The sequence below is a fragment of the Pseudoalteromonas sp. P1-13-1a genome (genome assembly GCF_001401875.1).
Classification (GTDB): Bacteria; Pseudomonadota; Gammaproteobacteria; order Enterobacterales; family Alteromonadaceae; genus Pseudoalteromonas.
Genome location: NZ_LKDV01000011.1, coordinates 67,601 through 89,052, shown reverse-complemented (window position 1 = coordinate 89,052; position 21,452 = coordinate 67,601). Strand labels below are relative to the sequence as shown.

At 41.7% G+C, this 21,452-nt stretch carries 19 protein-coding genes; 6 read left to right on the top strand and 13 right to left on the bottom strand.

Annotated elements, in window-relative coordinates:
• Positions 1–7 precede the first annotated feature (7 nt).
• A complete protein-coding gene (locus tag AN391_RS09210; protein WP_055015132.1) occupies positions 8–2,887 on the bottom strand; it encodes a pitrilysin family protein in 2,880 nt (959 codons plus the stop codon).
• A gap of 259 nt (positions 2,888–3,146) precedes the next feature.
• Between AN391_RS09210 and AN391_RS09205 the strand changes: the two genes are divergently transcribed.
• Positions 3,147–4,103, top strand: coding sequence for a methylenetetrahydrofolate reductase (locus AN391_RS09205; RefSeq protein WP_055015131.1), 957 nt, complete (start codon positions 3,147–3,149; stop codon positions 4,101–4,103).
• Positions 4,104–4,179: 76 nt separating this feature from the next.
• Here AN391_RS09205 and AN391_RS09200 read toward each other — a convergent pair whose 3' ends face one another.
• The 3 genes from AN391_RS09200 to AN391_RS09190 form a co-directional block, all read right to left on the bottom strand.
• Positions 4,180–5,157 (bottom strand): sensor domain-containing diguanylate cyclase, encoded by a 978-nt coding sequence (locus AN391_RS09200; protein WP_055015130.1) that lies wholly within the window; start codon positions 5,155–5,157, stop codon positions 4,180–4,182.
• Positions 5,158–5,212: 55 nt separating this feature from the next.
• Entirely contained in the window at positions 5,213–6,463 is a 1,251-nt protein-coding gene (locus AN391_RS09195; RefSeq protein WP_055015129.1) for a DEAD/DEAH box helicase, read from the bottom strand.
• A gap of 93 nt (positions 6,464–6,556) precedes the next feature.
• On the bottom strand, positions 6,557–7,258 hold the full coding sequence (locus AN391_RS09190) for a DUF3581 domain-containing protein (RefSeq protein ID WP_055015128.1): 702 nt from the start codon (positions 7,256–7,258) through the stop codon (positions 6,557–6,559).
• A gap of 168 nt (positions 7,259–7,426) precedes the next feature.
• On the opposite strand from AN391_RS09190, the gene AN391_RS09185 reads away from it, so the two are divergent.
• On the top strand, positions 7,427–7,819 hold the full coding sequence (locus AN391_RS09185; protein ID WP_055015127.1) for a hypothetical protein: 393 nt from the start codon (positions 7,427–7,429) through the stop codon (positions 7,817–7,819).
• Positions 7,820–7,823: 4 nt separating this feature from the next.
• Here the strand turns inward: AN391_RS09185 and AN391_RS09180 are convergent, their stop codons facing one another.
• From AN391_RS09180 to proB, 5 genes are all read right to left on the bottom strand, one after another.
• Positions 7,824–8,123 carry a hypothetical protein gene (locus AN391_RS09180; RefSeq protein WP_055015126.1) on the bottom strand — a complete coding sequence of 100 codons (300 nt, stop codon included), beginning with the start codon at positions 8,121–8,123 and terminating at the stop codon, positions 7,824–7,826.
• A 161-nt stretch (positions 8,124–8,284) separates the two neighbouring features.
• Positions 8,285–9,769: a glutamate--tRNA ligase gene (gene gltX / locus AN391_RS09175; RefSeq protein ID WP_055015125.1), complete on the bottom strand. Its 1,485-nt coding sequence runs from the start codon at positions 9,767–9,769 to the stop codon at positions 8,285–8,287.
• Positions 9,770–9,814: 45 nt separating this feature from the next.
• Entirely contained in the window at positions 9,815–10,174 is a 360-nt protein-coding gene (locus AN391_RS09170; protein ID WP_004586118.1) for a glutaredoxin domain-containing protein, read from the bottom strand.
• 54 nt (positions 10,175–10,228) lie between these two features.
• A complete protein-coding gene (locus AN391_RS09165) occupies positions 10,229–11,203 on the bottom strand; it encodes a GGDEF domain-containing protein (RefSeq protein ID WP_055015124.1) in 975 nt (324 codons plus the stop codon).
• Between the two features lie 137 nt (positions 11,204–11,340).
• A complete protein-coding gene (proB, locus tag AN391_RS09160) occupies positions 11,341–12,444 on the bottom strand; it encodes a glutamate 5-kinase (protein WP_055015123.1) in 1,104 nt (367 codons plus the stop codon).
• A 116-nt stretch (positions 12,445–12,560) separates the two neighbouring features.
• Between proB and AN391_RS09155 the strand changes: the two genes are divergently transcribed.
• Complete coding sequence (locus AN391_RS09155) at positions 12,561–13,526, top strand: DMT family transporter (RefSeq protein ID WP_004586115.1); 966 nt, start codon at positions 12,561–12,563, stop codon at positions 13,524–13,526.
• Here the strand turns inward: AN391_RS09155 and AN391_RS09150 are convergent.
• Genes AN391_RS09150 through pdsO form a run of 3 tightly spaced genes read right to left on the bottom strand, consistent with a single transcriptional unit; the run spans position 13,415 to position 16,771 of the window.
• Positions 13,415–14,014 carry a class GN sortase gene (locus AN391_RS09150; protein ID WP_055015122.1) on the bottom strand — a complete coding sequence of 200 codons (600 nt, stop codon included), beginning with the start codon at positions 14,012–14,014 and terminating at the stop codon, positions 13,415–13,417. The two genes, AN391_RS09155 and AN391_RS09150, sit on opposite strands and share 112 nt — an antisense overlap.
• Entirely contained in the window at positions 14,011–15,993 is a 1,983-nt protein-coding gene (locus AN391_RS09145) for a marine proteobacterial sortase target protein (RefSeq protein ID WP_055015121.1), read from the bottom strand. Before AN391_RS09145 ends, AN391_RS09150 begins: the two co-directional genes overlap by 4 nt.
• 46 nt (positions 15,994–16,039) lie before the next feature.
• Positions 16,040–16,771 carry a sortase-associated OmpA-like protein PdsO gene (gene pdsO / locus AN391_RS09140; RefSeq protein ID WP_024033170.1) on the bottom strand — a complete coding sequence of 244 codons (732 nt, stop codon included), beginning with the start codon at positions 16,769–16,771 and terminating at the stop codon, positions 16,040–16,042.
• Between the two features lie 200 nt (positions 16,772–16,971).
• Between pdsO and pdsR the strand changes: the two genes are divergently transcribed.
• From pdsR to AN391_RS20680, 3 genes are all read left to right on the top strand, one after another.
• Entirely contained in the window at positions 16,972–17,661 is a 690-nt protein-coding gene (pdsR, locus tag AN391_RS09135) for a proteobacterial dedicated sortase system response regulator (protein ID WP_055015120.1), read from the top strand.
• Positions 17,661–19,796, top strand: coding sequence for a proteobacterial dedicated sortase system histidine kinase (gene pdsS / locus AN391_RS09130; RefSeq protein WP_055015119.1), 2,136 nt, complete (start codon positions 17,661–17,663; stop codon positions 19,794–19,796). Before pdsR ends, pdsS begins: the two co-directional genes overlap by 1 nt.
• 141 nt (positions 19,797–19,937) lie before the next feature.
• Entirely contained in the window at positions 19,938–20,102 is a 165-nt protein-coding gene (locus AN391_RS20680; RefSeq protein WP_024033174.1) for a hypothetical protein, read from the top strand.
• Positions 20,103–20,110: 8 nt separating this feature from the next.
• Here the strand turns inward: AN391_RS20680 and AN391_RS09125 are convergent, their stop codons facing one another.
• Entirely contained in the window at positions 20,111–21,361 is a 1,251-nt protein-coding gene (locus AN391_RS09125; RefSeq protein WP_024033175.1) for a multifunctional CCA addition/repair protein, read from the bottom strand.
• Positions 21,362–21,452 lie beyond the last annotated feature (91 nt).

Sequence of the window (21,452 nt, the reverse complement as noted above, 5' to 3'; positions counted from 1 at the left end):
GCTTAAATTACTGAAACACTTTTTCAACGGCCATTACTTCAATATTTTTAGCTGGGATTGCTAATTTGTAATCGGCAATGACTTTATCCTCAGCAACAAGTTCTGCTGGTTTTTCTGTGTTGTAAACCATTGGCGATGTTTGCTCTGACACTAAACGTTTTTTCATGTCTTCGCCGTCACCGGTAATAAACACATACTGCACGTTGTCTGTTTGCAGGTTATCTTTAATCACGCGATTAACATCAGCAAGTGTTAGCTTTTCAAGTTTATTTGTCACGTACTTTACAAACGACTCCGTATTATAAAATTCGCTATCAAGTGCATAGCCTAACTGGCGGTTTTGACTTGCGACAAGCTGCGGTACGTAGTTAATTAAAAAGTTACGTGTTGCTTCAAAGTCTTTTTCGGTTAAACCATTTTTAATGAGCTTATCCAGCTCAAACAATGCAGTACGCGTTGCAAAGTGTGCATCGTTATTAGAGCGCAGCGGGCGTAACCAGATTTGGAATATTTGCTCAGAGCGTCCTAAGTTTGCATCAGGTTTAGTTTGAAACATACCACGCGGGAAGTACTCAATGTAGGCGTAATCACCGTAGTTCATACCCCGTGTTTGTCGAATTCGCTCATACAGGTATGAGTTAGAACTACGATGCTCACCAAAGTACGAACGCACAAGCCAAAGGGCGGTCCAATCTTCGCTGCTACGAATGGTATCAATTGGGAAACCAAACGATACCGCGGTAGATTGCGCTGACTTTTCTACAATTGTTGCATGATGACCTTTAAGTTCTGGCGCATCAGGAATACTTAAACGGCTTTGCTCGCCTTTAGGTAAGGTTGCTAAATCGCTCTTAATTTCGGCTTTAAGTGCTTTTGGCACAGCGCCAATTAAACCCAGTGTTAGTTTAGATTGGGTAAGCTCTGTGTTGTAAAATGCTTTTACATCATCAAGCGTTAGCGCTTCTAAATCCGAAATATCGCCGTAGTTGTAGCTTTCGTATGGGTGGCCTTTATAAAGCGTGCTGTAGAGTACTTCTTTACCAAGCTCTTCGTCGTTAGAGGCTTTTAAGCCCGATTTAATACCGTCGATCATTTCTTTTTTAAGGCGTTTAAAGTCATCGTCTCTAAAACCTGGGTTAAGCAGTTGCTCGCTTATAATTGCATACCATGTTTCAGCATTGTCTTTATGTATACGCCCTTGGAACGACAGCATTTCTTTATCTATTTGATAACCGAAACTACCCGCAAGCGGGTAAAGCGCTTTTTGTATCTCTTTGTAACTCGTACTTTGCGAGCCACCTTGAGCAAGCATAGCGGCTGTAAGCGCAGCAACCCCTTTTTTACCTTTAGGGTCTGCGGCAGCCCCTGTATTGAATAAAAAGTTTACGTCAATCAGTGGCGAGCTATTGGTTTTATCAAGCACTTTAAATACTGGCGCTTCAGGCGCTTTATCAAGCTTTGCAACTAACGCGTTTAAGCTTGCTTCCTGCTCAAACCCTGGCGCTTTATCAAGTGCCGACATAGTTACGGTTGTACGCGCGTCATCTACAAAGTATTTATTAGCCACGGCTTTAATATCTTGTGCTGTGATGTTGTCGGCCGATTTATAAAGTTGGTTAATTACCTCTGGATCGCGCTCAAAATGCATGTACCTTGCAAGGGTTGACGCAATTGCTTGTGATGAATCTAAGCCGTTAATAAAGCTGTATTTAAGGTTCGATTTTAAATCACTTAGTTTTTGCTCATCAACAAGTTCGGTACGTGCTTTTGCGTAAGTGCGATTAATAGCATCGCGTGCTTTTGCTAAATCATCTTCATTTTCTACTTTTACAAATACATGCAATAAACCAGGATCTTTTGTTTCTGGATTATAGGTAAACATTTGACTCGCTATTTGTTTTTCAACAACCAGCTCTTGATATAAATCTGAGTTATTTGAAAAATAAAGTTGTGAGATTAAATCAAGCGCGGCTCTATCTTTTTTTGCAGGCTCCCAGGCCGCACCTTTGTAAGATACAAGCAACCAATGACCAGGCAGACCTTCGTTTTTCTCATGTACATATTTAGGCGCTTGTTGTGCAGGCTCGGCTTTTATATCGGCAACGTAATTGCCTTTTTTCCAGCCACCCCAATGTTTTTTCACCATCGCCATCGTGGCTTTAGGGTCTACATCGCCGACAATTACTAGCGATACATATTCTGGCTTATAAAACTTATCAAAAAATTCTTTACCGTACGCCATTTGATCTGGCATGGCTTCAATATCTTCAAAAAAGCCCATGGTGGTATGTTTATAGGTGTGTGTATCAAACGCTTCTTCGCGAACTGCGCTCAATAACTTACGAATTGGGCTGGCGTTATTTTTTAAATACTCCCCTTTAACCGTTAGCGCTTCGGTTCTAAATTGCTCTTCGGTGTAGGTTAAGTTTTGAAAAATATCGGCTTCAATTTCAAGTACTTTATCAAGGTGCTGCTTTGAAAAGTTTAAATGGTAGTTTGTGTAATCATTAGTGGTGTAAGCACGGTTATCTACCCCTGCATTTTTAAAAATGGCAGTGTATTCGTCTTGCGGGAATTTTTTAGAACCTTTAAACATCATGTGCTCAAAAAAGTGAGCAAACCCGGTTTTACCTTCTTTTACTTCATTTCGTGAACCAACCGATACCGGAATTTGCAGCGACACTACATCGGGGTAATCGGTTTTAACAACCATTACACGTAAGCCGTTATCAAGCTCTTCGATTAAGTACTCTTGCGAAAATACACGCTCATCAGCAGCTGTTGTTTGCTGTTGCTGTGCTGCTTGGGTGTTTTCGCTTTGCTGTGTTGCGCAGCCTGTTAGCGCCAGCGATACCGCTAAGCTTGTTGCTAGTAATTTAAATTTCATTGTTGTCCCTTTTTAAATTGAGCAAATTTGTTATTAGATTTAATGCTAATTCATAGTTGATTATGCCCTAAAGCAAATGATTGTAAGAGCTTTGCGACAGTTTTAATGTAAACAACTGTGTCAATTCCCTATTTTAAAAACACTTAAGCATGAAAAACACTCAAGTTAATTGAAAAACTTTCACCAAATAAATCTATCTAGACGTCTAAATGGCTGCTATATTAAATTACATACATTGGACTAAGCTGGAATGAGGATTATGGCTTTATCACTACAAGAAAAAATAGAAGACACCAATCAAGGTGTTTATCTTATTGGTACTACCCCGCCTAAAATTGGTACTGATAAAGTGCAACTAAAAATCATTGCAGAAAAACTACTTGCTCGCTTACACGAAATTGAATACGACGGCGTAATAATTTACGACATTCAAGATGAAAGTAGTCGTACAGATAAAGCACGCCCATTTCCGTTTAAACAAACTGTAGACCCACGTGAATACAGCCACTTACTACGTAATTTATCTGCTCCGGATGTCATTACTTACAAAAGTGTGGCACAGCGTGATGTAGAAGAGTTTAAAGGCTGGTTGGATGAAACCAAAAACGACTACGATTTAAAAAATGTGGTTTTAGTGGGTAGCCCTTCATCGGTGGGTGATATAAAACTAAGCTTGCCCAATGCCTATAAAACGCTTGCAGAGCAAAGTGATGACTTCTTTTTAGGGGGCGTTACCATAGCAGAGCGCCATGCAAGTAAGCGAAATGAGCACGAGCGCCTTATAGAAAAAACAGCACAAGGGTGTCAGTTTTTTATATCGCAAGCGGTTTACGACGCACAAGCAACGATAGAGCTAATCACAAGTTATGCGCGTACCTGTAAAGCGCAAGGTATTACACCAAAACGAATTATTTTAACGTTTACCCCGTGCGGTGGCGATAAAACCTTAGAGTTTATGCAATGGTTGGGTATCTCAGTGCCAGAGGCCACTAAATGGCGCATGCTTGATGCAGAAAACACCTTAAGTGAATCGGTACGTATTTGCCGAGAAAATCTCGACCTAATACTCAAAAGCTGTGCACACCTTGATGTGCCACTGGGCTTAAATATTGAAAGCTTAACAAACCGTAAAGAAGAAATTGACGCATCAATAAACTTATACCGTTTATTAAAAGCCACGATGGAATTAAACTTAGCCGAAAAACAAATCGCTTAACGCCTCATTCTCCCCGTTTATAGCAAGCCTAATGGCTTGCTTTTTGTTGCTATGTTTAAGTGTATTGCTTTTATTATTATGCTTTTTTAGCCAATTTGTACGCTTGTTTATTTTTATACATTTGATGATCGGCCAAATTTAATAACGTATCAAAGGGTTGCTTTTGTTTATTAGTAAAACTTTCGCCTATGCTGAGTGTCAGCGCGCATACGTTGTTTTCTAATAGTGCGTTTGTATACTCAATTTTTATTTTATCAATAATATGGTTAAGCTTACTTCTATCACTAATTTGCATTACAGCTACAAATTCATCGCCCCCTAAACGCCCTACTATATCAGCCTCTCTTAAGTGTGTTTTTAAGGTATTTGCCAAAATGATTAGCGCCTGATCGCCTATATCATGGCCGTAAGTGTCGTTTAGTTTTTTAAAGTCGTTTATATCAATAAACAAGCAACACACATCAAAACCCAAACGCAGTGCTAAATTAAGTTTGTGTTGGGCAAGTAAGCTTAGTGCACGGCGGTTATAAATGTTGGTAAGCGGGTCAAGCATGGCTATTTCGCGCATTTGCTCAAAGCTATAAATAAGGGCTAAATCGTCTTCAATTAAATCACGCAGCTGCTCTATTAGTTCAAAATACTCATTGGTATAACTGGTTTTTGTTGAATCTTTTAAACACAATGTACCGAATACATTGCCTTCAGGCCAGTGAATTGGCAGGCCAAGGTAGGATTCAACATCATCTTCAATCACCTCTGGCATGGTATTCCACTGCGCATCATTACTGGCATTATTTACATATAAGGTTTTGTTGTTTTCGGCTACATATTTACAAAACAAGGGCGTTTCTGGAGGGAGTATAGGGTTGGTTTCAAAGTGTGAGCCGCCTTCATTTGCTCTAATAACTACGCGATAGCCTTTACTAGTAGCCTGAACTATATAGCCGGAAGGTGCCGAAAAAAGCCCCGTAATCAGATCAATGGTCTTTTGCCATTTATGTAACGATATTTGGCCATCGATACCAGAAAATGCCCATTTATCTGTTTCAAACATAACTATACCTCAGCTATTTAGTCGCCTCAGTATAGCTAAATAAATATGTTTAAGGCTACTTTCTGCGGCGTTTAGTTGGTGCTCTTTGCCCCGTAATGCGCTTTTTATCGCGATCTTTACGGGCTTTATTGGTGTTTTTACGGTTATCTTTAGGGGGCTTGTTTAAATCAGGCTCGTAACCTTCTAGCCATTGTGGTGTTAAACGGGTATCAAGTAGTACTTCAATTTCTTCCAGTAACCATTGCTCATCAATACTTACCAGCGACATGGCAAGGCCTTGCTCGCCAGCGCGACCTGTACGGCCAATTCGGTGTACGTAATCTTCTGCTATGTAAGGTAGCTCAAAATTTATTACGTATTTAAGCGCGGGAATATCTAAACCGCGGGCAGCTACATCAGTGGCAACTAATACACGCGTTGAGCCTTCTTTAAAGTTTTGTAATGCACGGTCGCGTGCACCTTGCGATTTATCGCCATGGATAGACTCAGTTTTTAAACCGTCTTTACACATTTCTTTGGCAAGTTTATCGGCCATTTGTTTTGTACGCGTGAATATAAGTACTTGGCGCCAATTTTTCATGCCAATCATGTGTGATACAAGCTCACGCTTTCTATCTTCATCAACTGCGTAAATAACTTGCTCTACTTCCACGGCGGCTGAGTTACGTTTATCAACTTCAATCAGCTCTGGGTTTTTAAGTAGTTTTTTACTCAGCTCAAACACGCTGTCATCAAATGTGGCTGAGAACAATAAGGTTTGGCGATCGCCTGGAATGTGGCGCAAAATACGTTTTATTTCATCAATAAAGCCCATATCCAGCATACGGTCGGCTTCATCAAATACTAACGAATCAACACTTGAAAGCACCACACTGCCTTTAACGATATGATCAAGTAAACGCCCAGGTGTTGCGACTATCACTTGCGCCGTTTTAAGTGCTTTAATTTGCGGGCCAATACTTGCGCCGCCATACGCTAAAGCGCCTTGAATATTACTGCCTTGAGCGTATTTTTCAAAGCTTGCAAATACTTGCTGAGCAAGCTCACGTGTGGGGGTTAAAATAACTACTCGGGCTATACCTGGCTCATCTTTTTTTGGTGTATTTAAAAGCTTATGTAGTAGTGGTAATACAAAGGCGGCTGTTTTACCTGTGCCTGTTTGCGCACTGCCCATTACATCGCTGCCCGCTAATATGTGCGGAATAGTTTTAACCTGAATGGCGGTAGGCGTGGTGTAATTATTTTGCTCAATTGCTGTTAGTAATAACGAATCGAGTTTTAGAGATGAGAACGATGTGGCAGACATAGGCTTAGCTTTAAAATAACAAAGAGCACCATTATACCTGAGCTTTAGCAATAAAAAAGGCGCTATAAATAGCGCCTTTATTTAAAATAAACTTTAAGCCGGTTTTAAGGTGGCTTTTCGCTCATTATAAAACGCGATTAAGTCATCAACCGTTGCTTGGCAGTATTCACGAATACCCGACACCACCATGTGCTTTTCACCAAAACCGACTTTTTCGCCGTTTTCTAGTAAATTAAAGCGCAAGGTAATTTTGCCGCGCTTACCTGTGTACTCAAAACTTGGCTCAGCAAACTCAAGCGTTGGCGCTTGAATATTAATGTTATCAAGGTTAATGATCATCGACTCGTAAATAACCATAGGGCGCGCTGGGTTAATCATTACATCTTGCTTGCCCATTAGCGGAATAATTACGTGCGGAAATGCAGCACCAGAAAACTCAACATAGTTTTTTATTAGGCTATTTGTAAGTGTTGGGCACTTGCTGGTTTGACCTTCGCGTTTTACCTTTAAAATTACTTTGTCGCCGTTGGTTACATCAAACTCATCAGCCCCTTGTGGAAAGTTAAGTTTAGTGTTTTCGTCAACCATACCGGCAAAGGTAAATTCCATTCGCTCACTTATACCGTAGCGGTCTAATACTAAAGAAAAAAGTAAGTCTCCTGGCGCGCAAAACTTTTTGGCATCTTTATCATGAAGTGGGTTGTAATCATCGGCAACGCACTTTGCGAAACGACACCCTTGCTCACGAGAGATAGAAACATAGTCAGCATGCTGCTGAAAGTAAGGACTTAACATAGATTGTTCACTGCTTAAACTGCTTATAACCTGCCCATACTACCAGAAAAAATTTAAAGAGAGGTCGAATCACTTACAAATTCATACAATTAACTTAAGGGTAAATATTGCACATACCTGTTTTAGTTAGTAATTTAGGTACCAAACTTAAATAAGGGACTAATTATTATGTTACGTGTTTTTGCAGCAATAAGCGTATTCACTGCTTTAACTGGATGCTCAAACGTGACTTTTCATACCGATATAGATAACGATGTTTTATCTGAGGAAATTGGTACGTACGTTAAAAAACGAGATTTACAACAGTTTTATAGCGACCAAGAAGCACACGAAAGTGGCGCCACACTTTTAGGCCGAATTGAAGGCGAAAGCTGCAATGGAGATGGTAGAGGCAACAGTAGTATAAGCTACAATCGCTCTAAATCAGAGTCTATAGATTTACTTAAAGCAGATGCAATGCGCAGAGGCGGTAACGCCTTTACTATAAATTCTTGTCGCGAAATATCTGTATCGTATTGTGACCTGTCTGTTTTATGCAGCGGACAGGCCTACGACTATTAATAAATTATATATTAAGCGCAAAACTAAGTAGTACGCGCTTTCCTGACTCAATTTTAGAAACGCTGTGCTCGTACTTGTCGGGTCTAAATAGATACACGCGGTTAAACCAATTAATAATGCATTTTGAGCATTTAAAAACCCCACCCGCTTTGGGTTTTACGAGTACAAAATTAAGTTTGTAGTAACGCCCTTGCTGCACGGGGTCTATATGGCTCATTACGCTGTGGTTTGTAGGGTAAGTAACTAGGTTTATTGAAAAGGCATTACTGCTAAATAAAGCTTTGTTTTTTAAAGGTGCAATCATGCTGCCTCCTTTTAATTTACATGCAGCATTGTAGCATTTGCTAAAGCGCCACTGCTTGCGCTAAACGATATCAAAACGCGATGACATATAGCCAAACAGCCTGAAACAAAAAAGCCGCGCTTAATTAATAAGCGCGGCTTTTTATAAAGTATGACTAAAGATTATGCACTTGGGTATGTGCGGTACGCACGCTCAATATTTTTAGCCTGCTTTTTAGAAATACCTAAATGAGCAAGTGCAACACGTAAACGCGCACGTGATAAGTCTGAGCCTAAAATTTCCATTGCATCAAGCACTGAGGTAGATGATGTTTTACCCGTGATTGCTACAAATATTGGCTCTAAAAAGTCTTTAATTTTAAGCTCGTGGAATGTAGCAACTTCTTTTGCAATGGCAAAAATAGCTGGCTTATCGAAACTACGTAAACCTTCAAGCTGCCATACAAAAAACTGTAGCGCTTGGCGTATTACGTTTTCGTCAGCTTTGCCCGCTGTTAACAGTGCTGGGTCGTAAGTTGGAATGCCGCCTACAAAGTGGCCTGCTAAGTCAACCATATCCGAAAGCGTATTAATGCGCGTTTTAGCCTCTGGTAATACTTTAGCTAGCATTTCGCCATTAAACTTCCAATCAACAAAGCGCTGTACAAGTTCTTCATCTGTAAGGTTTTCGCGGATCCACATGCCGTTTAACCAGCTTAATTTTTCCACATCAAATACTGGGCCGCCCAGTGATACACGCTTCATGTCGAAGTGTTCAATCATCTCGTTAAGGGTGAATTTTTCACGCTCATCTGGCATTGACCAACCCATACGGCCTAAGTAGTTAAGCACGGCTTCTGGTAGGTAACCCATTTCTTTATAGTAATTAATAGACGTTGGGTTTTTACGCTTAGAAAGCTTTGATTTATCTGGATTACGTAATAATGGTAAGTGGCCTAATACGGGGGCTTCCCAACCTAAATCTTGGTAAAGTTTTAATAGTTTAGGTGCTGAATTAATCCACTCTTCGCCACGGAAAATATGGCTTATTTGCATGTGGTGGTCATCCACTACGTTTGCTAAAAAGTACGTTGGAAAACCATCGGCTTTTAATAGCACTTGCATGTCTACGTTTTCCCACGGGATTTCAATTTCATCGCGTAGGTAGTCGTTAAACTTAAAGGTGCCTTCGCTAGGTATTTTCATGCGTATAACGTAAGGCTTCCCAGCAGCTAAGTTCGCTTTAATTTCATCTTCTGTGAGGTTTAAACCACGACCGTCGTATTTAGGGCGCAGACCTTGTGCCATTTGCTCTTCGCGCATTTGGTCAAGCTCTTCGCTGGTTGCAAAACAATAAAACGCTTTACCTTGCTCAACTAATTGGTGCGCGTATTTTTTGTATAAATCGCTACGCTCAGATTGACGGTAAGGGCCAAATTCGCCGCCTACATCAGGGCCATGATCCCACTCAAGACCTAACCAACGCAGGCTATCCATAATCGCTTGTTCTGACTCTGGCGTGCTACGAACCTGGTCTGTATCTTCAATACGAAGTACAAACTCGCCGCCTTGTTGTTTAGCAAAACAGTAGTTAAATAACGCAATATAAGCGGTGCCAAGATGCGGGTCACCTGTTGGAGATGGGGCAACACGAGTACGGATTGTCATGATAATGTCTCTTTTAATAAGTGAGATAAAAATTAAGGGGGTCGTTTAAGCCGCTACTTTATTTAAGTAAGCAATAATATCGTTAGATTCGTACAGCCACTCTACTTGGCCATTTTTTTCTATACGTAGGCATGGCACTTTAATTTTGCCGCCTTGCTCTAACAGCTCTTGACGAAATTGTTGATTATTTTTTGCATCACGCGTTTCTATTTTTAAGCCTTCGCGCTTAATTGCACGGCGTACTTTTACGCAAAACGGGCATGCTTTAAATTGATAAAGTTTAAATTGTGAGGTTTGCTGATCAAGCTGCGCTTGCACATCGCTTGCACGCTTTTTACTGCGAGGAGTAAATACAAAATTAAAGAATAAAATTATACAACCTAAAAACCAACGAACGAATTTCATGTTTGTGCCTGCCTACAACAATTTAAGGAGCCAGATTTTAGCACAAATTCACAATCAAAAAAGCTCAATACTATTATCGGTGGTCACTTCTTCATTTACCTCAAGCTCGCTATAAGCAGTCACTTTATTACGGCCGCTATTTTTAGAATGATACAGCGCCATGTCGGCTTGGTGCACTATGCTAGATACAGTATCAATACTTGCCAACTCTAAAAAGCCAATGCTAATTGTAAGCTGCCCAACTTGCGGAAAGGGGTACTCAGCAATATTTGAGCGCAAACGGTTAAGTGCTATATGTGCTTGTGCCTCGGTTTTGGTTTGAAATAGTACCGCAAACTCCTCGCCACCATACCTAAATACGTAGTCTTCTAACCTAAAGTTATTTTTTAGCAGGCGCGCCACAAGTAAAATAACCTCATCCCCTATGACATGGCCGTAATTGTCGTTTACGCGTTTAAAGTGATCGATATCTGCAATGGCTAAATACCATCGTCGCTTTTCGTTTGTATCATCACGGGGTAATAAAAAGCCTTTGCCTGAGACAATTTCGATCACTTTTTTATCAAAGGTTTGTCTATTTAAAAGCTCAGTTAAGGGGTCTAAACGCGATTTATGCAGTAGCCCTAGCTGGTTGGCATAAATATTTAAAATATGTACGGCGAGCATTGTGGTGGTTTGCGCTAACTCTGTTGTGGTTTCTATTAGTAATATGCCAATTACTTTTCCAAAGTAATACACTGGCACATACGTTGTTACTACACCTAAGGCACGGCTTACTCTTATTTTGTTTTGGGTTACTTTATTAAGCAGCGCTAACGCTTCGTTAGACTCTAATACTTCAAGGCGAGTGTCGCTGTTTATAAGCGTAGGCGGTAATTGCGCACTAAAGTGTTTATTAATATAAATAGCAAAATTTTCAACTTCGAGCAGGTCGCCAATAATCTGTACTAACGACGTATCTAAATCACTTTCTTCTTCTTGCTGAGTTAGATTGATTATCCATTCGTGCCCGCAATTGTTTGCCTTCATTAGTTTACCTAAACTGTTTTAACTTCAATCAGTTTAGACAAAATCATCAACTTTGCTAAATAATTAACCAATACTTTTTAATTAGGGCGCATTCACCTATGTGGATTAAAGTTTGTTTTACTAAGCACTATAAAAAACTAAAGTAAAACTAAGTCGTCTCTGTGTAGCACCACAGCACCACTATCAAAGTCGAGTAGCTCGCCTATTTGCTCTGAGTGGGCACCTTTAATTTTATTTACTTCAACTTGGTTAAAACGCGTTAACCCTCGTGCAATAACATGGTTATTGGCGTCTATTAAATCGATTAAGTCGCCCCGCTCAAAACGGCCAAACGCATTGGTTATGCCTTTGGCTAATAGGCTTGCCCCTTTGTTTTGTAGTGCAGCAATAGCGCCTGCATCAATCATAATTTGGCCGGTACTTTTAGGCCCTGCCATTAGCCATTTTTTACGGCCATCTTTTGGCGCAGTAAGTTTTAAAAACCGCGTGCCGGGTAATTGCTCACTCATGCATTTTAAAATAACGTTGTTGCCAGCGCCTTTTGCAATAATAACCTCTACCCCTGCGCGCCTTGCTACGTCGGCGGCTTGTAGTTTTGTGGCCATACCGCCGGTGCCTAAACTTGTACCGCTGCCACCAGCCAGTTGGCGTAACTCATCGTTTATATGAGTGACTTCGTCAATCAGTTTTGCATCGGTATTTGTGCGCGGATCGCTGGTAAATAAACCTTCTTGATCGGTAAGCAGTAATAGCTTATTGGCATTAGCTAAAATAGCCACCAGCGCCGATAAATTATCGTTATCGCCTACTTTTATTTCGGCGGTTGCTACCGCGTCGTTTTCATTAATAATAGGCACCACATCGTGGCTTAATAACGCATTTAAGGTGTCGCGCGCATTTAAATAGCGTTCGCGGTCATCTACGTCGGCACGGGTAAGCAGCATTTGCCCTACGTTTATGCCATACAAGGCAAATAAGCTTTGCCAAATATGTATAAGCTGGCCTTGCCCAACGGCTGCCAACATTTGTTTATCTATTAGGCCGCGGCCACAGGGTTTAATAAGTTGTTCGCGACCCGCAGCAACCGCGCCACTTGATACTAATATAACTTGGTGGCCTTGCTTTTTTAATTCGCTACATTGGCGAACCAGCTCAACCATATGGGCTTTATCTAACTTATCGGTGCCGCCGGTCAGTACACTTGTACCAAGCTTAACAACAATTACCTGTTCCCTATGCATTATTATTTACTATTAAAATGAAAGATAAATAAACTTATACCAGCTCGGTATTTTTGAACAAGTTAAAATTATTCATGCTAGGATCGGCGTTAATTTAATTTGATAAAATTTCATTTATGCCAGCCAGTTTATGCCTAATTATTGCCACCTTTTTATGGGGTAGCTCCTTTATTGCACTTAAGTATGCTATTGCCGTTTACGACCCTGCACTAGTTATATTTTTACGCATGCTAACCACCTTAGTTTTATCGCTGTGTTTATGGCGTTACGTAATTAGGTTTGAGTATTTAAAAGGCGATTGGAAGTACTTATTAGGTATGTCGCTCGCAGAGCCATGCTTGTACTTTTTATTTGAAGGCCACGCAATGGAATACACCTCGGCCTCTCAGGCGGGAGTTATTGTTTCGTGTTTGCCTATTATTGTGGCGTTGATGGCGTTTTTTATGCTTAAAGAGTATATAAGTAAAGCCATTGTGATTGGGTTTACCCTGTGTATTGGCGGCAGTATTTTACTTACTTTGCTTTCACCAAATACCGATCAGGCCCCTAATCCATTATTGGGTAACTTTTTAGAGCTTATGGCCATGGTATGCGCGGCGTTTTACACCATTAGCATTAAGCACTTGGCCAATCGCTACTCGCCGTTAACGCTAATTGCTTTACAAGGCATAAGCGGCAGTGTGTTTTTTGCACCGTTTTTATTTTTTATCGACTTACCAAGCGAAAACCAGCATGACCTAACCGCCCTTATGAGCATTTTGTATTTAGGCTCGTTTGTCACCTTAGGTGGCTATGGTATGTATAACTATGCAATTGGCAAAGTGTCGGTATTAACGGCTGCAGCTTATTCAAATTTAATACCTATTTTCACGCTTATTTTATCGGCCATTATTTTGGGTGAAGTACTCGATTTTTGGCAATGGGTGAGTATATTTGTTGTTTTTGCAGGGGTGATGATAAGCCAACGACATCAAGAGCTGGTAGTAGATATACCGCTTAATGACGCTGGCGATGACCCTATCAACTCAGCCGATACAAGCCATCTTAAATCAGTACCTGATGCCAGCGAGTCAAAAGGGTAACAGGTTAATAAATAAAGCCCTGGGGTTTGTAAAAATGCATGCTGGGATTGATGAATTACCTCAATCCCCTTCACTTTATAATGCTGTATTACGCCACTTTGCAGCTGCAGCGTAAACGTTTCACCCACTTTGGTGTGTTTTAAAAATGCAAAGTGGGTATCGTTATGACCCGCTATTAACGCACCGCCATGTTTATCTCCAAGCTTTGCCCCTGGCAAAAAGTGGCTTGGTGCAAAGGCTAAATTACGACCACTTGCCCCAGCTAAAACGCTAAGCACTTTATTATGCATAGGCCAGTTAAGCTGCGCGGTTACAAAGCTGTCGGCGTAAAACCACGGTTTAACGCGAGCGTGTGGCGTAATAAGTGCCTCTTGCCAGGCCTGCTCTATTAATACTTGGGCAAGCCATGCCTTAGCTTGCATATAAGCACCATGAGAAAACAGCACCAGCCCGGCGATTAATAAGCCCGCACTTAGCCACTTATTCATTTAGGCCCTCGGTTTATTTTAAACGCGCCATAGCCAAGTAATAAAATGCAGCCCAGCAATATGTACAGTCGGCTTTGCCCATCGGTTTGTGGTAAACGCATAGCCAGTCCTTGTGGCGCTACGTTCTTAGCCAGTGCCGTTTGCTTTGCAGGCTCGTTAATTTGAGTGTGTTCAATAGCTATAAAAGCAGTAAACGGGCTCAGTAGTTGATGTGTGAGTGCAAGCCCCTGCACCTCATTTTTAACTGACTGACGGTCATTATACAAAAGCAACGATTTAATTTTTTGGCGCGCCCACAGCTTATCAATCCCTTTTGCGCTGGCGCTATTTTGTGCGCTTAGCTTTATATTTAAAGGGCCTTGAGCGGTTTGCCCACTAAGCGTAATTTGATTTGTATCATTTAGTTTTATAGCCACCATTATTGGCTCGCCAAAATATAAATCAGGCAAAGGTGATGGCCAAAAATCTAAACTGTGATTGCTTTCATCGCGCAGTGCTAAATTAGTGATAGCGGGATGAGCAAGCTTATCAAATAACTGCTGCATTTTAGGCTGCACCTCATTTGTGCTGCCAATAAACGTAAATGACCCTTTACCTATATCAGCTGCGCGACGCATAAAAAAGCTATTGGGGGCACTGCCAATGCCTACAGTAAATAAACGGCTATCCCCCAATTTACGCTGAATATTTTTAAATAAGGCATCTTCGTTACTTACACTGCCATCCGTTAAAAACACTACTTGGCGTACAAAGCCTTCAAAACTGCTGCCATCAAGTACCGCATCAAGTGCACCTTGTATTTCGGTTCCACCGTCGGCCTCTAGGCTATAAATAAAGCGCTCAGCGCGGCGTAAGTTAAAGTCACTAGCAATAAGGGGTTTATCGCTCATGGGGGTAACCACGTTATCAAAGCCAATAATGTTAAAACTGTCGTCGCTATCAAGCAAAGACAGCGCATAAAACAGGGCCTTTTTAGCTTGCTCCATAGATTGCCCGTGCATAGAGCCAGAGGTATCTACAACAAACACCATTTCGCGTGGTAGGCGCTGCGTTTGTGTAAAGTGATCTGCTGGCGGCATTAGCATAGCAAGCCCGTATCGGTCGCCATTTTCAAACTGCTGGGTAAAAAATGCTGCTTGTGCGCTTTCTTTTTGCAGCGGTTTAAACTCAAGTACAAAGTCGCGATTGGCCCCCGCTTGCTCATTTAAAGCAACCGTATATTGCCCAAAGGCCGGGTTTTGTACTTCTACACGATGAAATTTAGACGTTATATCTACAAGCTCTAAGCCTACATCTATATCAATATTTAAACTAAATTGGCTGCTTGGCGCTTCGCTGTGCTGCGTTTTGCTATATACAGGGCTTAACCATCCTTGTGGTGCAAGGGTTAGGCTAGTTTGCTCAGTTTCAATATTTGCGCTTATTGTGTGATAGCGCGGCATAATAGTACTTGGGAAGCGAATAGCAAATGTGCCATTGCTGTAATCAATGATCTCTTGGTATTCAAGCTCTATCACGATTTGCTCGCCAGGGCCTATATTTGCCACGTTAGTAATAAACATATTAGCGCGCTGCTGGCGTACAAGTGCGGCTTGCTTGCCAGCATTTTTAGCTGCCTGATACTTTTTTTCGGCCTCTACTTTTTTATCTATTTGGCCTTTTATGACTCGTTCACCTATGCGCATCGTCATCGCATGTACGGCGCTTTCATCAGGTAACGGAAACACATAACGCGCATTTACCGCAAACGGATTTTCGTTTTGATAAGTTTGCTTAACAACCACGTGATTTATCAGCCCGGTTAGGGTCATGTTAGCATCGCTTTTTAATATAATTGCCGGCGCGACAGATGCGCCGCTGCTGTCAAAAAGTTCAAGCTTGGGCGACTGTGCACGGCTATTAAAACTAAGTAGAAGCACAGCCACTAAGAAAATAAAAATGCTTACTTTAGTAAGCATTTTGGTTGGGTTACTCAACATAAAATCACTCCATCGAACGCTTAACTTTACACAAATAAAAGTGGCTTTAGTTACTTGCCGTTTGGCCATTTACTGGGTTTATTGAGCGGGTAGTAAGTGTTACGCGTCGATCAAAAAAGTTATCTTCTACGGTATTGCTGCGCGCTAATGTTTGTTGCTCGCCAAAAGCGTGCGCACTTAAACGTGTATGGCTAATACCGTGCTTTATAAGGTAACTTTGCACTGCGTTTACACGTTTTTTAGACAATAAAAGATTCGCTTGCTCATCACCGCGCTGATCGGCAAAGCCACTTAAATCTAATGCTAGTTGCGGCTGATTTTTTAACAGCACCACAAGCTGGTCTAACTGCGTAGCAAAGTGCGGGGCAATAGCACTTGAGCCTGTTTTAAATTGTACTGTCATGGCAAGTAAGTTATTTATTTGTGATTGTGTTAACTGCTCATTTTGATTAGTCAGTACATCTAACTGCTGTTCTAGCCTATTGTTTTGATTAAGTACCTGTTGGTAGTCACTGGTTTTTTGCTGCATCACTGTTATTGCTCTCTGCTGCTGGGCAATTTTGTCATCGGCTACTTTTGAATCACCAATTAAGCCCCCGGCAAATGCGCCAATAAAAGCACCAATTGGCCCACCAACGACACCACCAATAATGGCGCCAGTACCTAAGCCGATGGCAGTTTCTTTATGTGCTTCTTTAGAAGGGGTGTTAGCGGCTGCTGCAAATGCAGGTGTACACACTGTGGCTACTAGCGTTAATGCGATTAATGTCTTCTTCATAATGTAATCCTTAAACTTGTTTTAATTTGTGATGTTTTGTTTTGATGGTTGTATTAAAACAGCTGCAAGTGGCAACAAAGGGGAGCAAAAATGGCAAACCGCTGAGCAATTATGGCAAAAAAATGGCAATTGCCTTTTTAAGCGTACATAACTGAAAAACTTCGATATAGTGCGTTTTAAAATAAATAAGGGTGAGTAGAATGAAAAAAATAGCCATCATTGAAGATGAAACCGCCATCCGCGAAAACTATATTGAAATGCTTAGCGCCCAGGGTTATCAGGTAAGTGGTTTTGCTGATCGCGTCAGCGCAGAGATTGCATTTAAAGACGCCCTACCCGATTTAGCCATTGTTGATATTGGTTTAGGCCACGAAATAGACGGCGGTTTTTTGCTTTGCCAAACCTTGCGTACGCTTTCTAAAACACTGCCTATTATTTTTTTAACCGCCCGCGATAGCGAAATAGATACCGTGTGTGGCCTGCGTATGGGCGCCGATGACTACCTAACAAAAGATATTAGTTTAGCCCACTTGGCTGCCAGAATAGGCGCGCTATTTAGACGCATGGAAGCGCTTGAGCAGCCCGCCGATGCCAATGCATTAATTACACGCGGCCAGTTAACGCTCGACACCCAGCGCATGCAAGTATTTTGGCAGCAGCAATTGGTTGATTTAACCGTGACCGAATTTTGGATGTTGCACTCACTTGCGCAGCGCCCAGGCCATGTAAAAAGTCGTAACGATTTAATGAGCGATGCAAAAATTTACGTAGACGACAGCACTATCACCTCGCATGTAAAACGCATTCGTAAAAAGTTTATCGCCCTTGATAAAAACTTTGACTGCATAGATACGGTGTACGGCATGGGCTACAGGTGGGAACAACGCTAATGTTACGATTTGGCCTGCGCAGTAAATTTATATTACTGTCGTGTTTTTTGTTTTTACTGCCTTGGCTAGGCTACGAGTACGTGTGGGAAATGGAAAAGTTTTTACGCCAAGGCCAAGAAAAAACCCTCGTAGGCACCACACGGGCGCTCGCCACCGCCCTGCATGAACGCCCAGCCCTTTTTGATGAGCAAACCAACTTTTTAGATCAGGTAGTAAAAGGGCGCGACTTATATGCGTACAATCTTAAAAACGCCATTCAACTCGATGGCAAACTGAGCGACTGGCAAAGCTATCAACCACTCTTTTGGCATTACGATAAACGCTATTTACAAAAAGCAGACAAGGAGCATAAAGCTGAGGATTTATCGTTTGATCATATGGTTGGAAAATTTGATAACTACTTATATGCCGTGTTTAAAGTAACTGACGATCACCTTGTATATCGTGCTAAAAATAGTTTAAGCATTACTAATAACGACCATTTAATAATTGGCCTAAAAAGCCCAGCCGGAGATTTTAATACGTACATTATTGCCCCACGCCAAGATGGCTGGGTAAATGCGTTTGATGCTAATACCAAAACACCGTTTACAAAAATTCAGGGCTATTTTATACGCACTGAATCGGGATATAACGTAGAGCTGCGCTTTCCTATAAATATGCTTGGTAACAAGCTAGGCTTTGCCGTGGTCGATATTGACACAAAAAAAGCGCCGCTCGATTTTAAAACTATGTCGACCTCTAACTTAAATAACCCAAGCGATTTAGGCTCAGTATTGGTGCCCTCACCAGAAATTAACCGAATTTTAAAAGGTATGGGTCACAGTGGTAGCCGTATTTGGGTGGTTGATAATCATCATCGCGTATTAGCGCAGTCGGGCACAATTCAAAATGCCGATGGCGTATGGGCCGACGGCCTTAAAAACCAGCCGCCTAAAAATGCCTGGCAACGCTTTGAGCAAACGTATTTGCACCCGCTTTATTATAAAATTTTAACTCGCCCCGAAAACGAATTTTTAGATACCCTGCACGATGTTGCCTCAATGCAGGGCACGCATTTAGCTAAGGCACTAAAGGGGCAACCAGCGACGTCTTGGCGGTTAACGCCCGACAGTAAAGCCGTTATTTTATCGGCGGCATACCCTATTTGGATAGAAGATAAAGTGATTGGCGCAGTAATCGCCGAGGAAACCACTAACGGTGTACGCACCCTGCGTAATAAGTCGCTCGAAAAGCTTTTTAACGTTATTTTAGCGGTGATGCTAATTGGCACCGTTACGTTGTTCTTTTTTGCCTCGCGTATTTCGAGCCGCATTAGGCGACTGCGCGACACCGCAGAGCAAGCCATTGATGCCCAAGGGCGCATTACCGGCAGTATTAATTACAGCGACTCAAACGATGAAATTGGCGACCTTTCACGAAGTTTTGCCAATATTGTTGGCCGCTTAGGCGGGTACACTAATTATTTAGAAAATATGTCATCTCGGTTATCTCATGAGCTACGTACACCGGTGGCTGTGGTTCGTTCTTCTTTAGAAAACCTACAAAGCTTGGAGCAAAATGAGCTTAGCCAAAAATACCTAGAGCGAGCGAGTGAAGGGGTTGAGCGCTTAGGTAAAATAATAACCACCATGAGCGAAGCCACGCGCCTTGAGCAAAGCATTCAAAGCAACGAGAGCGAGCCGTTTGATTTACAAAAAGTAATTAATGGCTGTATGCAAGGCTACCAGCTCACTTACCCAGAGCAGTTATTTGAGCTTGATGTATGCCAAAGCCCTTTACCTATGCAAGGAGCTCCCGAGTTTATAGCTCAGCTACTTGATAAGCTTATTAATAATGCGCTGGAATTTAGTGAAGCAAATACAGCTATTAATGTAGGTCTTAAGCAGAGCGAAAATAAAGCAATATTAACAGTGAGTAATACAGGCCCCGCCCTGCCTGAAGGGCTAACTGAGCATATTTTTGATTCTATGGTGTCGGTGCGTAGCCAGCAAATGCAGCAGCAACCGCACTTAGGTTTAGGGCTTTATATTGTAAGGCTGGTGTGTGATTACCATAAAGGCAGTGTCACTGCACAAAACAACGAGCGCGGTAATGGCGTGGTGTTTAAAGTAACCCTGCCTTTACAAAGCTAAGCTGTGCATAAAGTGGCGCCCTACTGAGTCGCCCTTATTTTTTGCACATCGATTGCAATTTACTACAACTTAAAATGTAACTATTCACTTTTAATTCAGTCAAACGGCCATACCCTGAACGCTAATTAAGGAGAATAGATCATGAACAACCCACTTGAGCGTGAAGAGATCGAATTTATTTTTGATCTATACAGGCCCCAAGAGCAAGCACCTAGCTTGCCTTCAGAGCCTGCCACCTCTACATATAAAAACTTACGACAGCCAGAACAAGTTAAAAACGAAGGCGTGTCTGAATACCTCAGCTAGGGTATTGCCTATTGCGTTGCTTGCTCGTTTTGTAAAAATGCTTTGATGCAGTTTATTTCTGCCAGTTTTACCTCTTCGCCTATTTCTGGGCCTTTTTTGCCATTTTTAAGTGCAGTTTGCACTACCTGTTTTTTATCCATTTTTTGTAATTCATTAAAAATTGCACGCAGCTTAGCCCCTTGCGGATAGGGCTTATTTACGAGCGTTTCTCCACGCCCTTGCGCATCACATTGGCATGCTTGGGTAAACGCAATAAATCGCTCTGGGTGCACTAAAGCATTTAAATTAGTAACAATTAATTTATGAATCGTTTGTGGTCTTAATTGCTCAAGCGTATGACATAAGGTGTGATTATCGCTGGTGAGTACGCCAATATCACGAAAACGATTAGGCACTTTTAAACGCTCACAAAACTTTTCTACTACGGCTACCCCTTCGCGTTCATGGCCGCGTAAATTACCGCGTTTTTTAAAGCTCAGGGCCTTACCAAAATCATGAGTGAGTGCCGCAAACCGTGTTTCTAAATTAAAGTTTAAATCGGCAGCGCGCCTAAGTACCAACATAGTATGAACAAACACATCGCCTTCAGGGTGGTGGTTTGCAGGTTGCGGCACCCCTTGCATACTCTCTATTTCAGGGAAAACACCTAAGCCATGTAGTGCTTGAAAATACAGTTCAGGGTGTTTTTCACCCAACGCTTTTTCGGTTTCGAGCCATACACGTTCGGGCACTAAATGATTAAGCTCACCTTTGTTTTTAAGCTCACGCATTAATGCATAAGTACTTGGGTGAATACGCCATTCACTTCCGTAGCGTGCTAAAAAACGCGCTATGCGTAATACCCTTACAGGGTCCTCTACAAAGGCTTCTGTGGTGTGGCGCAGTATTTTATTGTGTAAATCGCTTTGGCCATTAAAAGGGTCAATAACGGTGCCGTTTTCATCAAGTGCCATTGAGTTTATGGTTAAATCGCGCCGTGCTAAATCTTCTTCAAGGGTGACATTAGGGCTGGCATCTACCACAAAGCCGGTATAGCCTTTACCGCTTTTTCGCTCAGTGCGGCCCAAGGCGTATTCTTCTTTTGTTTTTGGGTGTAAATAAACCGGAAAATCACTTCCTATAGGCACAAAACCAAGCGACTCCATAGTTTGGGGTGTTTCGCCTATAACAACATAGTCGTTATCTTTTGATGCTATATTAAGTAGCTGGTCGCGTACCGCGCCACCAACAAGGTAAACTTGCTTAAGGTTGTGTTTCACTGTTTATCCTAATCACACTGGGTGGTTATTTGTTGTCGATCATACCATTAAAATAGCCATAGTTTGCCAAGCTTAAATAAGCTCATTACAA

Excerpts from the sequence above, each read along its gene's own strand:
- AN391_RS20680 (WP_024033174.1), top strand. The coding sequence starts at position 19,938 with ATGAACAACCCACTTGAGCGTGAAGAGATCGAATTTATTTTTGATCTA.
- AN391_RS09205 (WP_055015131.1), top strand. The coding sequence starts at position 3,147 with ATGGCTTTATCACTACAAGAAAAAATAGAAGACACCAATCAAGGTGTT.
- AN391_RS09200 (WP_055015130.1), bottom strand. The coding sequence starts at position 5,157 with ATGTTTGAAACAGATAAATGGGCATTTTCTGGTATCGATGGCCAAATA.
- pdsR (WP_055015120.1), top strand. The coding sequence starts at position 16,972 with ATGAAAAAAATAGCCATCATTGAAGATGAAACCGCCATCCGCGAAAAC.
- AN391_RS09210 (WP_055015132.1), bottom strand. The coding sequence starts at position 2,887 with ATGAAATTTAAATTACTAGCAACAAGCTTAGCGGTATCGCTGGCGCTA.
- pdsS (WP_055015119.1), top strand. The coding sequence starts at position 17,661 with ATGTTACGATTTGGCCTGCGCAGTAAATTTATATTACTGTCGTGTTTT.
- pdsO (WP_024033170.1), bottom strand. The coding sequence starts at position 16,771 with ATGAAGAAGACATTAATCGCATTAACGCTAGTAGCCACAGTGTGTACA.
- AN391_RS09170 (WP_004586118.1), bottom strand. The coding sequence starts at position 10,174 with ATGAAATTCGTTCGTTGGTTTTTAGGTTGTATAATTTTATTCTTTAAT.
- proB (WP_055015123.1), bottom strand. The coding sequence starts at position 12,444 with ATGCATAGGGAACAGGTAATTGTTGTTAAGCTTGGTACAAGTGTACTG.
- AN391_RS09145 (WP_055015121.1), bottom strand. The coding sequence starts at position 15,993 with ATGTTGAGTAACCCAACCAAAATGCTTACTAAAGTAAGCATTTTTATT.
- AN391_RS09195 (WP_055015129.1), bottom strand. The coding sequence starts at position 6,463 with ATGTCTGCCACATCGTTCTCATCTCTAAAACTCGATTCGTTATTACTA.
- AN391_RS09155 (WP_004586115.1), top strand. The coding sequence starts at position 12,561 with ATGCCAGCCAGTTTATGCCTAATTATTGCCACCTTTTTATGGGGTAGC.
- AN391_RS09150 (WP_055015122.1), bottom strand. The coding sequence starts at position 14,014 with ATGAATAAGTGGCTAAGTGCGGGCTTATTAATCGCCGGGCTGGTGCTG.
- AN391_RS09165 (WP_055015124.1), bottom strand. The coding sequence starts at position 11,203 with ATGAAGGCAAACAATTGCGGGCACGAATGGATAATCAATCTAACTCAG.
- AN391_RS09180 (WP_055015126.1), bottom strand. The coding sequence starts at position 8,123 with ATGATTGCACCTTTAAAAAACAAAGCTTTATTTAGCAGTAATGCCTTT.
- gltX (WP_055015125.1), bottom strand. The coding sequence starts at position 9,769 with ATGACAATCCGTACTCGTGTTGCCCCATCTCCAACAGGTGACCCGCAT.
- AN391_RS09185 (WP_055015127.1), top strand. The coding sequence starts at position 7,427 with ATGTTACGTGTTTTTGCAGCAATAAGCGTATTCACTGCTTTAACTGGA.
- AN391_RS09190 (WP_055015128.1), bottom strand. The coding sequence starts at position 7,258 with ATGTTAAGTCCTTACTTTCAGCAGCATGCTGACTATGTTTCTATCTCT.